This is a genomic window from Streptomyces sp. MH60 (genome assembly GCF_002939385.1).
GTDB lineage: Bacteria > Actinomycetota > Actinomycetes > Streptomycetales > Streptomycetaceae > Streptomyces.
Window position 1 is genome coordinate 37,705 of record NZ_MULI01000034.1, and the last position, 14,236, is coordinate 51,940.

The 14,236-nt window shown below is 69.6% G+C and carries 13 protein-coding genes; 3 read left to right on the forward strand and 10 right to left on the reverse strand.

Features of this window, described 5'->3' with window-relative positions; all coding sequences use genetic code 11:
• Positions 1-4: 4 nt before the first annotated feature.
• The 5 genes from prcB to arc all read right to left on the reverse strand — a co-directional run bounded on the left by prcB (position 5) and on the right by arc (position 5,335).
• The gene (gene prcB, locus BZZ08_RS21275) at positions 5-850 is read right to left on the reverse strand and encodes a proteasome subunit beta (protein ID WP_104633850.1); all 846 of its coding nucleotides are present in this window, start codon (positions 848-850) and stop codon (positions 5-7) included.
• Positions 802-1,395 (reverse strand): endonuclease VII domain-containing protein, encoded by a 594-nt coding sequence (locus BZZ08_RS21280; RefSeq protein WP_104633872.1) that lies wholly within the window; start codon positions 1,393-1,395, stop codon positions 802-804. Before BZZ08_RS21280 ends, prcB begins: the two co-directional genes overlap by 49 nt.
• Before the next feature lie 33 nt (positions 1,396-1,428).
• The gene (locus BZZ08_RS21285) at positions 1,429-1,647 is read right to left on the reverse strand and encodes a ubiquitin-like protein Pup (RefSeq protein WP_011027899.1); all 219 of its coding nucleotides are present in this window, start codon (positions 1,645-1,647) and stop codon (positions 1,429-1,431) included.
• A 178-nt stretch (positions 1,648-1,825) separates the two neighbouring features.
• Positions 1,826-3,337: a depupylase/deamidase Dop gene (gene dop / locus BZZ08_RS21290; protein ID WP_338119079.1), complete on the reverse strand. Its 1,512-nt coding sequence runs from the start codon at positions 3,335-3,337 to the stop codon at positions 1,826-1,828.
• Between the two features lie 231 nt (positions 3,338-3,568).
• Positions 3,569-5,335 (reverse strand): proteasome ATPase, encoded by a 1,767-nt coding sequence (gene arc / locus BZZ08_RS21295; protein WP_030190765.1) that lies wholly within the window; start codon positions 5,333-5,335, stop codon positions 3,569-3,571.
• A gap of 245 nt (positions 5,336-5,580) precedes the next feature.
• Between arc and BZZ08_RS21305 the strand changes: the two genes are divergently transcribed.
• Positions 5,581-5,886 carry a ferredoxin gene (locus BZZ08_RS21305; RefSeq protein WP_052837735.1) on the forward strand — a complete coding sequence of 102 codons (306 nt, stop codon included), beginning with the start codon at positions 5,581-5,583 and terminating at the stop codon, positions 5,884-5,886.
• 73 nt (positions 5,887-5,959) lie between these two features.
• Here the strand turns inward: BZZ08_RS21305 and BZZ08_RS21310 are convergent, their stop codons facing one another.
• From BZZ08_RS21310 to BZZ08_RS21320, 3 genes are all read right to left on the reverse strand, one after another.
• Positions 5,960-6,550 (reverse strand): hypothetical protein, encoded by a 591-nt coding sequence (locus BZZ08_RS21310; RefSeq protein ID WP_104633853.1) that lies wholly within the window; start codon positions 6,548-6,550, stop codon positions 5,960-5,962.
• 220 nt (positions 6,551-6,770) lie between these two features.
• On the reverse strand, positions 6,771-7,673 hold the full coding sequence (locus tag BZZ08_RS21315) for a tRNA (adenine-N1)-methyltransferase (RefSeq protein WP_104633854.1): 903 nt from the start codon (positions 7,671-7,673) through the stop codon (positions 6,771-6,773).
• A gap of 128 nt (positions 7,674-7,801) precedes the next feature.
• Complete coding sequence (locus BZZ08_RS21320) at positions 7,802-9,466, reverse strand: site-2 protease family protein (protein ID WP_198601608.1); 1,665 nt, start codon at positions 9,464-9,466, stop codon at positions 7,802-7,804.
• A gap of 173 nt (positions 9,467-9,639) precedes the next feature.
• Here BZZ08_RS21320 and BZZ08_RS21325 point away from each other — a divergent pair, with 173 nt between their 5' ends.
• Entirely contained in the window at positions 9,640-10,638 is a 999-nt protein-coding gene (locus BZZ08_RS21325; RefSeq protein WP_198601609.1) for a RecB family exonuclease, read from the forward strand.
• 16 nt (positions 10,639-10,654) lie between these two features.
• Positions 10,655-11,326: a response regulator gene (locus BZZ08_RS21330; RefSeq protein ID WP_007447882.1), complete on the forward strand. Its 672-nt coding sequence runs from the start codon at positions 10,655-10,657 to the stop codon at positions 11,324-11,326.
• 117 nt (positions 11,327-11,443) lie between these two features.
• Here BZZ08_RS21330 and BZZ08_RS21335 read toward each other — a convergent pair whose 3' ends face one another.
• Together BZZ08_RS21335 and BZZ08_RS21345 are read right to left on the reverse strand one after the other, a co-directional pair.
• Positions 11,444-13,048 carry an ABC transporter substrate-binding protein gene (locus tag BZZ08_RS21335; RefSeq protein WP_104633855.1) on the reverse strand — a complete coding sequence of 535 codons (1,605 nt, stop codon included), beginning with the start codon at positions 13,046-13,048 and terminating at the stop codon, positions 11,444-11,446.
• A 443-nt stretch (positions 13,049-13,491) separates the two neighbouring features.
• A complete protein-coding gene (locus tag BZZ08_RS21345) occupies positions 13,492-14,193 on the reverse strand; it encodes an HAD family hydrolase (RefSeq protein WP_104633857.1) in 702 nt (233 codons plus the stop codon).
• Positions 14,194-14,236 lie beyond the last annotated feature (43 nt).

The window sequence follows — 14,236 nt, forward strand, 5'->3', positions numbered from 1 at the left end:
CCCGCTACAGCAGCGCGGCCCGCGGACCGTCGGGCTGCTCGAGCCGCGCCCGCAGCACCGCGCCCGCCAGCTCCGCGGCCTCGTCCTCACCGAGCCGACGGAAACCGTCCTCGGTGATCACAGTGATGATCGGATAGATCCGGCGGGCGACATCGGGACCACCGGTCGCCGAGTCGTCGTCAGCCGCGTCGTACAGCGCCTGCACCACGAGCGTCGTGGCCTGCTCCTCGGTCAGGTCGTCACGGAAGAGCTTCTTCATCGCACCGCGCGCGAAGACCGAGCCCGAACCCGTGGTCGCGTAGTTCCGCTCCTCGGACCGGCCGCCCGTCACGTCGTACGAGAAGATGCGGCCCCTGCCCCGGTCCACGTCGTACCCGGCGAACAGCGGCACCACGGCCAGCCCCTGCATCGCCATGCCCAGGTTGGACCGGATCATCGTCGACAGACGGTTCGCCTTGCCCTCCAGGGACAGCTGCGCGCCCTCGACCTTCTCGAAGTGCTCCAGCTCCAGCTGGAACAGCTTCACCATCTCCACGGCCAGACCGGCCGTACCGGCGATGCCCACCGCCGAGTACTCGTCGGCCGGGAAGACCTTCTCGATGTCCCGCTGGGCGATCATGTTGCCCATGGTGGCCCGCCGGTCACCGGCGAGGACGACACCCCCGGGGAACGTGACCGCCACGATCGTGGTGCCGTGCGGTGCCTCGATGACGCCCTGCACCGGCGGCAGCTGCCGGTTGCCCGGGAGCATCTCCGGCTGGTGCTCACCGAGGAAGTCCATGAAAGAAGAGGACCCGGGCGTCAGGAAGGCAGCTGGTAGACGCCCGGTGCTACGAGTGTTGGCTTCCACGCGATTCCTTCCACGTATGCGGCAGCCCGCCTTATGGCATCGGGCCGGTCCTTGAACTGCCCCAGCGCAGCGTTGCGGCTGAAGCACAGTACGCCACGGACCCTACCCGTCTCGTGGCAGTGATCCACATGTGCGGCGGGAGCGGCAAGACATATGCAGCAGATGCCGCCTTGACTTGCGATCAGGGCATCACGTTCTGCTGCGGTGATGCCGTACTGGCGCTTCAGGTGGCCTGCTCGGCCCTGCGCCGCTTTGCAGGACGTGCAGAGCGTCGCCAGACCATCAGACGCTGTGCGATTCGTGGTCCACGCACGGTGAGGCTTGATCTCCCCGCACGTCCGGCAGAGCTTGTGCCCCTCGGGCACCTCCACTCGCGGGCGAACGTCGGGCCCCTTGGCCGCCTGGCGTTCTTGGTGGCAGACCGCAGCGCACTCGCGACAGTAGGCCTGCGGCCCGTCGCGCATCGCCTTGTTCCGTGCAAACGCTGCCCGCGGCTTGTGGTCCTTGCACCGCGAGCAGCGCCTACCATGTTCTTCGATCGACAAGCGAACCCCCCGCTGCAACCTTCATTTCGAAGGCTACTCGCCGCCCTTTTGAACAAACGAGCGAACGAAATCCTCTGCGTTCTCCTCGAGTACGTCGTCGATCTCGTCCAGGACGGAGTCCACGTCGTCGCTCAGCTTTTCCTGGCGCTCCTTGAGGTCCTCCGACGCCTGCGCGTCCTGCGCCTGCTCCTCGACCTCCTCGGTGGACCGCGTGGCCTTCTGCTGCCCGCCGCCGGTGTCCTTGGTCGCCATAACCCTCACCCCGCTCGGTTCGCCCGACACAGTTGCTCGGTCAAGATCAGACCCTACAAGCCGGGTCCGACATCGGCCCCGCACTCTCCTCAACGTACGGAGGCCATTTCCATGGTTCCCGGACCTGGGATATTCCACCCTGCCCGGCTGTCTACTCCCCGGTACCCGCTCGACCCGCTCACCCGCCGGACAGGACCCTGACCAGGTCGTCCGCGGTGCGGCAGCGGTCCAGGAGCTCCTTGACGTGATTACGCGTTCCGCGAAGCGGTTCCAGGGTTGGGACCCGCTGGAGCGAGTCCCTGCCCGGCAGATCGAAGATCACCGAGTCCCAGGAGGCCGCCGCGACGTCGTCCGCGTACTGCTCCAGGCAGCGCCCGCGGAAGTAGGCCCTGGTGTCCTCCGGCGGCTTCGTACGGGCCCGCTCGACCTCGTTCTCGTCCAGCAGGCGCTTGATGCGGCCGCGGTCCACCAGACGGTTGTAGAGGCCCTTGTCGGGCCGTACGTCGGCGTACTGGAGGTCGACGAGGTGCAGCCGGGCGGCGTCCCAGTCGACGTTGTCGCGGCGGCGGTAGCCCTCCATGAGCTCCCGCTTGGCGACCCAGTCCAGCTCGCCGGCGAGGCTCATCGGGTCGTTCTCGAGCCGGTTGAGGGTGTCCTCCCAGCGGCCGAGGACGTCCTTGGTCTGGTCGTCGGCGTCGGCGCCGTACCGCTCCTCGACGTATTTGCGGGCCAGCTCGTAGTACTCCATCTGGAGCTGCACGGCGGTCAGTGTGCGGCCGCTGCGCAGGGTGACGAGGTGTTTGAGCGTGGGGTCGTGCGAGACCTGGTGGAGGGTGCGTACGGGCTGGTCCACGGCGAGGTCGACGGCGATGAAGCCGTCCTCGATCATGGACAGGACCAGGGCCGTCGTGCCCAGTTTGAGGTACGTCGAGATCTCGGACAGGTTCGCGTCGCCGATGATGACGTGCAGCCGGCGCCACTTCTCGGCGTCCGCGTGCGGTTCGTCGCGGGTGTTGATGATGGGGCGCTTGAGCGTCGTCTCCAGGCCGACCTCGACCTCGAAGTAGTCGGCGCGCTGGCTGAGCTGGAAGCCGTGCTCGTGGCCGTCCTGGCCGATGCCGACGCGGCCGGCGCCGGTGAAGACCTGGCGCGAGACGAAGAAGGGCGTCAGGTGGCGCACGATGTCCGAGAAAGCGGTTTCCCGCTTCATCAGGTAGTTCTCGTGCGTGCCGTAGGAGGCGCCCTTGTTGTCGGTGTTGTTCTTGTAGAGGTGGATGGGCTGGGCACCGGGCAGCTGGGCTGCGCGTTCGGCGGCCTCGGCCATGATGCGTTCGCCGGCCTTGTCCCACAGGACGGCGTCGCGGGGGTTGGTGACTTCCGGAGCGCTGTATTCGGGGTGGGCGTGGTCGACGTAGAGCCGTGCTCCGTTGGTGAGGATGACGTTGGCGAGGCCGATGTCCTCGTCGGTGAGCTGGCTGGAGTCGGCGGCCTCGCGGGCGAGGTCGAAGCCTCGCGCGTCCCGGAGCGGATTCTCCTCCTCGAAGTCCCAGCGGGCCCGGCGGGCCCGGTGCATCGCCGCCGCGTAGGCGTTGACGATCTGGGACGAGGTGAGCATGGCATTGGCGTTGGGGTGGCCGGGGACGGAGATTCCGTACTCCGTCTCGATGCCCATTACTCGCCGTACGGTCATGCGGCCCTCCTTGCCCGGCGGCGCCCGTAGTGGGCGCCGCTCAAGTACCGCTGGCGCTCCGATGCGTGTGCGGTGCCCGTCCCCGCACTGCGCGACTCGGCGGTATGGAAGAGCCTAGAACGCCTTTGCGCTGGCGGGGAGATCATTTGCGTCATTGCCTTGCTCCAGCCGGGGCTCCGGAAAACAGTCGGCTGCGGGTACCCGGTGAGGGCACCCGCAGCCGCCCCGCTTTTACAGGTACTGACCGGTGTTTGCCACCGTGTCGATGGAGCGTCCGGTGTCCGCACCCTGCTTTCCGGTGACGAGCGTACGGATGTACACGATCCGTTCGCCCTTCTTTCCGGAGATGCGGGCCCAGTCGTCGGGGTTGGTGGTGTTGGGCAGGTCCTCGTTCTCCTTGAACTCGTCCACGCAGGCCTGGAGGAGGTGGGAGACGCGGAGGCCCTTCTGGTTCTTGTCGAGGAAGTCCTTGATCGCCATCTTCTTGGCGCGGCCCACGATGTTCTCGATCATGGCGCCGGAATTGAAGTCCTTGAAATAGAGGACTTCCTTGTCGCCGTTGGCGTAGGTGACTTCCAGGAAGCGGTTCTCCTCGGATTCGGCGTACATCTGTTCCACCGCCGTCTGGATCATGCTCTGGACGGTGGCCGCCTTGTCCTTCTCGTGCTCCGCGAGGTCGTCGGAGTGGAGGGGGAGGCGTTCGGTGAGGTACTTGCCGAAGATGTCCTTGGCCGCTTCGGCGTCCGGACGTTCGATCTTGATCTTCACGTCGAGCCGGCCGGGCCGCAGGATGGCGGGGTCGATCATGTCCTCGCGGTTGGAGGCGCCGATGACGACCACGTTCTGCAGGCCTTCCACGCCGTCGATCTCGGCGAGCAGCTGCGGGACGATGGTGTTCTCCACGTCCGAGCTGACGCCGGAGCCGCGGGTGCGGAAGAGGGATTCCATCTCGTCGAAGAAGACGATGACGGGGGTCCCCTCGCTGGCCTTCTCACGGGCCCGCTGGAAGACCAGGCGGATCTGCCGCTCGGTCTCGCCGACGTATTTGTTGAGGAGCTCGGGGCCCTTGATGTTGAGGAAGAAGCTCTTGCCGGCGGCCTGTCCGGTGACCTCGGCGACCTTCTTGGCCAGCGAGTTGGCGACGGCCTTGGCGATGAGCGTCTTGCCGCATCCGGGGGGCCCGTAGAGCAGGACGCCCTTGGGCGGGCGCAGCTCGTGCTCCCGGAACAGGTCGGGATAGAGATAGGGGAGCTCGACCGCGTCGCGGATGGCTTCGATCTGTCCGCCGAGGCCACCGATCTGCTCGTAGCCGATGTCGGGGACCTCTTCGAGGACGAGTTCTTCGACCTCGCTCTTGGGAACGACCTCGTAGACATAGCCGGAGCGGGGTTCGAGCAGGAGGGCGTCGCCGGGGCGGATGGTGAGGCCGCGCAGGGGTTCGGCGAGCCGTACCACTCTTTCCTCGTCGGTGTGGCCGAGTACCAGGGCGCGCTCGCCGTCCTCGAGGATCTCCTTGAGGGTGACGATGTCGCCGACGCTCTCGTACTCCATGGCCTCGACCACGTTGAGTGCTTCGTTGAGCATCACTTCCTGGCCGCGCCGGAGCTCGTCGAGCTCGACGCTCGGGCTGACGTTCACCCTGAGTTTGCGGCCGCCGGTGAAGATGTCGGCGGTGCCGTCCTCGTTGGCCTGCAGGAAGACACCGAAGCCGGCGGGTGGCTGGGCCAGCCGGTCGACCTCTTCCTTGAGGGCCACGATCTGGTCGCGGGCCTCGCGGAGTGTGCCGGCGAGTCGCTCGTTCTGGGCGGACACGCCGGCCAGATTGGTCTGCAGTTCGACGATCCGCTCTTCGAGAATTCTCGTGTGTCGCGGAGATTCGGCGAGCTTGCGTCGCAGGACGGCGATCTCCTGCTCAAGGTAGGCCACCTGCCCGGCCGGGTCCTCGGACCCGCGTCCCGGGCGGATGCCGCGGTTCATGTCGTCGTCGTGGGCTGCCACGGTCCTCACCTCCTCCATGGGGAGCTGGACGCTTCCAGACCCTACCTGGGTGGGTGTCGATTGAAACCCCTAGATCACAAAGACGGTCGGGGTGTGTCCGATCTTCACCCTTGCGCTCTCCCTCACGCCAGGGGAATACCCACGGAACGTGAGGGGAACCCCGGCGGGGGTAGGCTCGAAGTGTTCAACACCCGTCAGAGCTGGCCGGATTCCCGAGCGGCTCGGCGCAGGAAACGGCAGGAGAGATGAGCGTGCAGCAGGAGGCCGGAGTCGACGGCGAGGCTCTGGAGGTCTGGATCGACCAGGACCTGTGTACCGGCGACGGCATCTGCGCCCAGTACGCGCCCGAGGTGTTCGAGCTGGACATCGATGGTCTGGCCTATGTGAAGGGCGCGGACGACGAGCTGCTGCAGGCGCCTGGGGCGACAACCCCCGTGCCGCTGACGCTTCTCACGGATGTGGTGGACTCCGCGAAGGAGTGTCCGGGCGAGTGCATCCACGTACGTCGGGTTTCGGACAGGGCCGAGGTGTACGGCCCGGACTCAGAGTGACCAAACTGTGACGTGGCGCGTACGCTCCGTGACCGATGTCTGGTGCGTCACACGGTCTGTGCGGGGGCGCGGGTCACACGGTGCGCGCCTGTGAGGGCGTGTCGCTGACGAACGTGCCGTTCTTCCACCGCCACTTCACGTCGTCCGTGACGTCGGGGCAGCAACTGGGCACGTCGGCCGTCGAGTAGCCGAGGAGGGTGGCGCGGACGACGCCGTCGCGCACCGCGAGTCCGGTGGCCGTACGGCGGTCCTCGGGGTCCACGAGGGTGGCGACGACGCGGGGCTTGCCGCTGTCGGTGTCCCGTGTGATGACGTACACGCCGTCGGGGGGTGTGCCCATGGGCGCGTCGCAGTGGACGACGGCCACTGTTTCGGGCCGGCCGTCGCCGTCGAGGTCGCCGGATGCCTTCTTCTGCACGAGGGCCTTGACCGGGCCGCATTCCAGGGGGAAGGCCACGGTGGCCGGATCGGGCGGCGCGATGTGGGCCGGTGCGCTCTTGGGAGCGGTGGCCGCGGGCGTGTCGCCGCTCTGGGCCGCCGTCGCGGCGTCGGGCTGGAGGACCGAGGACAGGGCGACCACCGCGGCGACGGCCGTGGCGGTGGCGACCCAGTGGATCGGCCGGGTGTGGGTGTGCGAGAGGTCCGGAACGGCGGGGTGCTGCACGAGGAGTGTCTCCTGTGAGGGCTGTGCCGGTGGGGGTGGCCAGCATCGTGCCACACGTCACAGTGCGGGGGAACGGCGGGGTGGGTACTCGTTCCGATTCTCGTGCGGGCGGGTGTCCCGCCGGGTGGTCGCCGTCAACGCGTCGACGCCGTGGTGGAGTTCCGGCGGTGTCCCGGAACTCCACCACGGCGTCCGTACGTTGTACGCGGCACGGGCCGCCTCAGCGGCCGGAGCCTCCGCCGGCGTTGGGGCCCTCGTAGTCCTCGCCGTAGGCGCCCTTGGCGGGGCGGCGGCGGCGCATGGGCGGCTCGACGCCGTCGGCGAGGCGGCGGGCGGTGAGCAGGAAGCCGGTGTGGCCGATCATCCGGTGGTCGGGGCGGACGGCGAGGCCCTCCACGTGCCAGTTGCGGATCATCGTCTCCCAGGAGGTGGGCTCGTTGAAGCAGCCGATCTCGCGGATGGACTCGACGGTCCGGGCGAGCTGGGTGGTGGTCGCGACGTAGCAGCACAGGATGCCGCCGGGCACGAGTGCCTTGGAGACGGCCTCCAGGCATTCCCACGGGGCGAGCATGTCGAGGATGACGCGGTCGACGTCGGCGTCGGACAGGTTGTCCTGGAGGTCGCCGACGGTGAGCTGCCAGGCGGGGTGCGGGCCGCCGAAGTAGCGCTGCACGTTCTGCTGGGCGATCTCGGCGAAGTCCTCGCGGCGCTCGTAGGAGTGCAGCATGCCCTGGTCGCCGATGGCGCGCAGCAGGAAGCTGCTGAGGGAGCCGGAGCCCACGCCGGCCTCCACGACGCGTGCGCCGGGGAAGATGTCGGCGAAGGCGAGGATCTGCCCCGCGTCCTTCGGGTAGACGACGGCTGCCCCGCGGGGCATGGACAGGACGTAGTCGGGGAGCAGGGGGCGCAGCGCGAGGTAGGCGACGTTCCCGGTGGTGCGGACGACGCTGCCCTCGGGAGCACCGATCAGTTCGTCGTGGGGGAAGGAACCCTTGTGGGTGTGGAAGTTCTTCCCGGCCTCGAGCGTGAACGTGTAGTGGCGGCCCTTGGGGTCGGTCAGCTGAACCTGGTCCCCGACCTTGAAGGGCCCGCGCCTGCGGGCGGCACCGGTCGGTTCGGACATGTGACCAGCCTACCCGTTCCCTGCGGGGGGCTTGACCGGCCCAGGGGGTGGTGGCTCCGGTGCGTGCGAACGGCGCGGGCCGTTCGGGGTTGCTCGCGCGGTTCCCCCGCCCTTTCGGGGCGCGGGGTTCAGCTGGGCCTTGCCATGGCCTTGACGAAGGCGCGTTCCACGTCGGCCGCGGACAGGACGCCGTAGATCTCGCCGGTCTCCTCGACGACGAGGTACTCGGTGGCCGGGTTGGCGCGCAGGGCGTCCAGGAGTTCCTCGCCGGACAGCTCGGCGGAGACGCGCATGCCGTCGGTGAGGTCCTGGGCGAGGGTGCTGACCGGTACCCAGGGGCGGCGGTGCTCGGGTACGCCGACGATGGCGGCCTCGCGGACCAGGGAGGCGGGGGTGCCGTCGGCGTCGACGACGACCAGGGCGCGGGCTCCGGAGGCGTTGGCGCGGCGCAGGGCCTCGGAGAGGGGGGTGTCGGCCTGGACGGGGACGGCGCGCCGGGTGAGGGCGCGGGCGCGCAGCTCGGGGAGGTGTTCGCGCAGGCGGGCCATGCGGAGGCTGTTTCCGGCGCCGGTCCAGATGATGGCGGCGAGGATGGCGGCGAGCAGGGCGTCCATGACGGTGTCCATGCCGACGTCGTCCGCGGCGTCGCTGCCGAGTGACTGGGTGAGCAGCGGCAGGCCGATCAGGACGGCGATGGCGAGGGCGCGGCCGACCCAGGCGGCGGCGATCGTGCCGCTCATCGGTTTGCCGGTGATCTTCCAGACGACGGCGCGGAGCATCCGTCCGCCGTCGAGGGGGAGGCCGGGCAGCAGGTTGAAGGCGGCGACGATGAGGTTGGAGACCATCAGGCCGGCCAGCAGCACGCCGGCGACGCTGTCGGGCTCGACGGGGAGCAGGGCGGCGTAGAAGACGCCGGAGAGGACGAGGGAGAGCAGGGGGCCGACGAAGGCCAGCACGAATTCGCGGCCGGGGGTCTCGGCCTCCTTCTCGATCTCGGAGACGCCGCCGAAGAACTGGAGCTGGATGCGGCGGACGGGGAGCTTGAAGCGGAGGGCGGCGACGGTGTGGGCGAGCTCGTGGACGAGGACGGAGGCGTAGAAGGCGACGGCGAAGAAGAGGGAGACCAGGTAGCGGGCGGCACCCAGCTCGGGCAGTACGCGGTCGAGCTGGCCGCCGAACACCCAGGTGATCAGGACGGCGACGAGGAACCAGCTGGGGGCGACGTACACGGGCACGCCGAAGGGCCGGCCCATCAGCAGCCCGCCCCCGGGTTCCGGTCGGCGCCGCGGGGGTCGTCCCGGGCCGCCCGTGGGGTCGGTGTGGGCCTCGGTGCGGTGGGGTGGGGGGCCGGTGTGGTGAGCGGCGTGCCGGGGGCCCGCGGCCGGGTCCGGGGGCTCGGGTGGCCCCGGCTCGCGCTCGCCGTCCGACGGCGGCCGCGACCGGGCGCTCGTGTCGTCCTCGCCGCGGGTGTCCGCGTCCGGTTTCCCGGTCGCCGTGTCCGGGGTGGACCGGCCGGGCTCGTCACGTGCGGCGGGGCTCTCGCCGGGGGTCTCCCCCGTGGGGGGCACGGGCGTCTGCGGTTCCGGCGTCTCGGGTCCCTGTGCCTCGGGCTCCGGCGTCTCGGGCTCCGGCGTCTCGGTGCCTCGCGTCTCGGGTCCCGTGGCCGTCGGGCCGGCGGGTTCGCGTGGTGCGGGGTCGGTGGGGTCGGCGGCCGGGGCCGGGGGATGTGCCTGGGGCTCGGCCGACTCGTCGTTGCCGGACCGCGGCTGCCCGCTCCCGCCGCTCACGTCCACGGTGTCCCCTCGTTCGAAGCGTCTCCCGCCTGCCGGTCGGGAGGGTCTCGTGTCGATGGTATGCGTCCCTTGCCGCCCGTTCCGCTCCGGCACCCCCTCTGCTTCCCCTCCGTCACACGGGTCACGCCTGCGGGCTGGGTCGCTGTCGGTGGCCGGCCGTAAGGTCGGTGGCTATGGAGACGAGTACCGAGGATGTCGCGGAGGACGCCGGCGGCCCATCCCGACCGGCGGCGGCAGTGGTGGACCAGGCGGACGCGGCGGTGGAGCCGGCGGCCCCGGCGGCCGGCCCGACGGCGGCGGCCGCCTCGCCCGCGCCCGTGTCGATACCGCCCACCTCGCTCTCGCCCTCCCGGGCCGGCGACTTCATGCAGTGCCCGCTGCTGTACCGGTTCCGGGTCATCGACCGGCTGCCGGAGAAGCCCAGCGAGGCGGCGACCAGGGGCACCCTGGTGCACGCGGTGCTGGAGCGGCTCTTCGACGCCCCGGCGGCCGAGCGCACGGCGCCGAGGGCGACGGCGCTGGTCCCCGGCCAGTGGGACCGGCTGCGGGAGAGCAGGCCGGAGGTCGGCGAGCTGTTCGCGGACGATCCGCGGGGCGAGCGGCTGGCGCAGTGGCTGACCGAGGCGGAGCGGCTCGTCGAGCGCTGGTTCACGCTGGAGGACCCGAGTCGGCTGGAGCCCGCCGAGCGGGAGCTGTTCGTCGAGGCCGAGCTGGACTCCGGGCTGCGGCTGCGCGGCATCATCGACCGGGTCGACGTGGCCCCCACCGGCGAGGTGCGGATCGTCGACTACAAGACGGGCAAGGCGCCCCGGCCGCAGTACGCCGAGGGCGCGTTGTTCCAGATGAAGTTCTACGCGCTGGTGGTGTGGCGGCTGAAGAAGGTCGTCCCGCGGCGGCTGCAGCTGGTCTACCTCGGCAGCGGCGACGTGCTCACGTACGACCCCGTCCTGGCCGACCTGGAGCGGGTCGAGCGCAAGCTGCTGGCGCTGTGGGAGGCGATCCGGCTGGCGACCGAGACGGGTGACTGGCGGCCGCGCCCCACGAAGTTGTGCGGCTGGTGCGACCACCAGGCGCACTGTCCGGAGTTCGGCGGCACTCCCCCGCCCTACCCGCTGCCGGTGAGGGCGGCCGACCCCGGTGTCGTCGAGCAGGGCAGAATGGGGCCGGACTAGCGAGAAGGAGACTTACGTGGCCATCCGCGTCCTACTGGTCGACGACCAGCCGCTGCTGCGCACGGGCTTCCGGATGATTCTGGAGGCGGAGCAGGACCTCGCGGTCGTCGGCGAGGCCGGAGACGGCCTCCAGGCGCTCGACCAGGTGCGGGCGCTGCAGCCCGATGTGGTGCTGATGGACATCCGCATGCCGCGGATGGACGGAGTGGAGGCGACCCGGCAGATCACCGGGCCCGAGCGGGACGGCCCGGCGAAGGTGCTGGTGCTGACCACGTTCGACCTCGACGAGTACGTGGTCGAGGCGCTGAAGGCGGGCGCCAGCGGTTTCCTGCTCAAGGACGCCCCGGCCAACGAACTGGTGCAGGCGATCCGTGTGGTGGCGGGCGGCGAGGCGATGCTCGCCCCGAGCATCACCCGGCGGCTGCTCGACAAGTACGCCACGCATCTGCCCTCCGGGGACGAGCCGGTGCCGGACACCCTGCACACGCTGACGGACCGTGAGGTCGAGGTGCTGAAGCTGGTGGCCCGCGGGCTGTCCAACGCGGAGATCGCCGCGGACCTGTTCGTCAGCGAGACCACCGTCAAGACCCATGTGGGGCATGTGCTGACCAAGCTGGGCCTGCGGGACCGGGTGCAGGCCGCGGTGTACGCGTACGAGAGCGGTCTGGTGCGTCCCGGCGCGCAGTAGCCGCTCCCGGCGGCATGTGCACGACCCGGCATGTGCCCAACCGGGCATGCGCGCAACCCGAAGGGCGCCCTCCTCCGACCGGAGGAAGGCGCCCTTCGGGCTTGTCCGGTGCCGGCGTCAGCCGCTCACGCCCCGGCCCAGCTCCCACAGCTGGAGCGAGGAGGAGGAGTTGAGGAGGTAGGCCGTGCCGGTGACGTCGTCGCGGGTGGCGACGTACTGCTTGCCCTGCCAGAGCGGGATCAGCGGGACGTCCTTGGCGGTGATGTCCTGGATCTCGGTGAGGCTGTCCACCGCGGAGAGCCGGTCGGCCTCGCCGCGGGAGGCGGGGATCAGGTCGTTGATGATCTGCGGGTTGGCGTACGGGATGTTGAGGGTGTTGCCCTTGTCGAGGAACGGCGCGACGAAGCTGTCGGCGTCCGGGAAGTCGGGGAACCAGCCCATGCCGAAGACGTCGTACTCCCGGTTGCGCTCCGCCTTGTGGAACTTCTCCCAGGGCGTGCCCTTGATGTCGACGTCGAACAGACCGCTGTCGTTCAGCTGCTTCTGGAGGTGCTCGAACTCCGGCTTGGTCGCGGCGCCGTAGTGGTCCGTCGTGTAGTGCAGCGTCAGCTTGACCGGCGTGGTGATGTCCGCGTCCTCCAGCATCGCCTTCGCCTTGGCGACGCTGGGGTCGCCGTACTTGTTGAAGAACGAGTTGGAGTGGCCGGTGATGCCGGCCGGAACCATCGAGTACAGCGGTTCGGCCTGGGATCCGTAGACCGCGGAGACGAGTTCGCTGCGGTTGATGAGCTGGGCCATGGCGGCGCGGACGGCCTTGTCCTTGACCGTGGCGGCGTCCGTGTTGAAGGCGAGGTAGCGGATCTCGAGGCCGGCCACCTCGACCAGGCCGACGTCGCCGTCCGTGGCCTTGGACAGGTTCTGAACCTGTTCCGGCGTCATCGCGCGGGTCATCACGTCGATGTCGCCCTTGTCGATGGCGTCGCCCATGGCTTCGGCGTCGGCGAAGGACACGAGTTCGACCTTGTCGTTGTTCACCTTGAGACTCCCCTTGTAAGTGGGGTTCTTGGTGAACACGGCCTTGGTCATCTGGTCGCCCTTGACCTCGGCCTTCATCGTGTACGGGCCCGAGCCGGTCAGCTCGAAGCCGTCGCGCAGCTTGTCCTTCTCGTAGTCGTTCGGGTTGACGATGCCGGCGACCGGCGTCGACAGCTTGAACGGGAAGGTGGCGTCGGCGGTGTTGAGGTGGAAGATGACCTCGCGGTCGCCCTTCGTCTCGACGGTGTCGACCGTGGAGAGGATGGAGGCCACCTCGGTGTCGGCGTTGATCTTCCGGACACGCTCGATGGAGTACTTCACGTCCTCGGCGGTGACGGGGTCTCCGTTGGCGAACTCCAGGCCGTCTCGCAGGGTGCACGCGTAGCGCTCGTTGCCGGTGTCGGTGAATCCGCACTGCTGGGCGGCCTCGGGCACGGGTTCGCCGTCACCGCGGGGCAGCACCATCAGCGTCTGCGAGGTCTGGCGCATGATGTTCCAGGCGCCGACGTCGTAGGCGTACGCCGGGTCGAAGGGCGCGGTGATCTCTTTCGAGACGCTGAACCCGTCCGTGGTGCCGACGGCGATCGCGTCCCCGTCGCCGCTGCCGCTGTCCGATCCGCCGCAGGCGGCGAGCACCGGCGCGAGCAGGCCGACGACGGCCGGCAGCACCAAAGTCTTGCGGTTCATGCTCGAGTTTCTCCAGAGCTGTCGGTCCGTGTATCCGGCATGCAGGGGTGTCGCGGCGGATCACGGGGGTAGTGGCCGATGTTCTCGCGACGAGATTAGTCCGCGCCCGCACGGGCGCTCGCAGCCACCGGAGTTGGGGGCTCATCACGGAGCGAAACCGGGTGTGGACACACCGAAAACCCGACAGGGGAAGGATTCGTGCAGGCTTTCACCAATCAGGACACAAGGGCCCCTCGACAACGTTCGCCAGGCTGGAAGCAGCACACGTCCGCACCCCTGTCGACCCTTGATGGCGTGGCGAACATCACAGTCTGACTTCGGTCGCTCCTGCCGGAATTCGGCCATCCGAAGCGGCGGAAATGGACCGTGAACACCCCTGGTGTCGCGCCGGGACGGCCCTTCCCAGAAATGCCGCGCCGACGCCGTCCACGCTTGGTGAACGCCTAGCGCATTCGGGTCATCAGACCGCGCAGAAATACCAGGTCGACCTCGTCCAGGGAGGCGACCACCGTGCGCCGGACGGCCGGGGTGATGGGTGCGACCGAGGGCACCGCCACGACGTGGCAGCCGGCGGCCTCCGCGGCGGCGACCCCGGTCGCGGTGTCCTCGACGACGGCGCACCGGGCCGGGTCCACGTCGAGTCCGGCCGCGGCCGCCAGGTACGGGTCGGGGTGCGGCTTGGTGCGCGGCACCTCGTCGCCCGCGACGGAGAGGGCGAAGTGCTGGGGGCCGAGCGACTTCAGGACGCGGTCGATGATGCGCCGGTGCGAGGCGGAGACCAGGGCCGTGGGGATCTCGTGCGCGGACAGCTCCGCGAGCAGCCGTGCGGCGCCGGGCATGAGCGGCAGGTCACGGCCGATGCGCTGCTCGAAGCCGTCGTTGAGCAGGACGCTGAGTTCGGCGAGGGTGATGTCGGCGCCGGTGGCCTCGATCAGGAAGCCCGCGCTGCGGGTCATGGGGCCGCCGACCACGACGTGGCGCCAGGAGTCGTCGAGGGTGTGGCCGAGGGAGGCGAAGACCTCCGTCTCGACGTCCCACCAGAAGCCCTCGGTGTCCACCAGGGTGCCGTCCATGTCGAGGAGCACGGCCTGGAGGGCGGAGCCTTCGGCCGTACGGGTTCCGAGCGCGGGGACCGTACTGGTCATCCACGTACCTCCTTGAGGGACGATCAGGCCGGCTCCCACGAAG

What these genes read in the sequence shown, in the direction of transcription:
- BZZ08_RS21285 (WP_011027899.1), bottom strand. Translation starts at nt 1,647, where the DNA reads ATGGCGACCAAGGACACCGGCGGCGGGCAGCAGAAGGCCACGCGGTCC.
- dop (WP_338119079.1), bottom strand. Translation starts at nt 3,337, where the DNA reads ATGACCGTACGGCGAGTAATGGGCATCGAGACGGAGTACGGAATCTCC.
- BZZ08_RS21305 (WP_052837735.1), top strand. Translation starts at nt 5,581, where the DNA reads ATGAGCGTGCAGCAGGAGGCCGGAGTCGACGGCGAGGCTCTGGAGGTC.
- BZZ08_RS21315 (WP_104633854.1), bottom strand. Translation starts at nt 7,673, where the DNA reads ATGTCCGAACCGACCGGTGCCGCCCGCAGGCGCGGGCCCTTCAAGGTC.
- BZZ08_RS21325 (WP_198601609.1), top strand. Translation starts at nt 9,640, where the DNA reads ATGGAGACGAGTACCGAGGATGTCGCGGAGGACGCCGGCGGCCCATCC.
- BZZ08_RS21335 (WP_104633855.1), bottom strand. Translation starts at nt 13,048, where the DNA reads ATGAACCGCAAGACTTTGGTGCTGCCGGCCGTCGTCGGCCTGCTCGCG.
- BZZ08_RS21345 (WP_104633857.1), bottom strand. Translation starts at nt 14,193, where the DNA reads ATGACCAGTACGGTCCCCGCGCTCGGAACCCGTACGGCCGAAGGCTCC.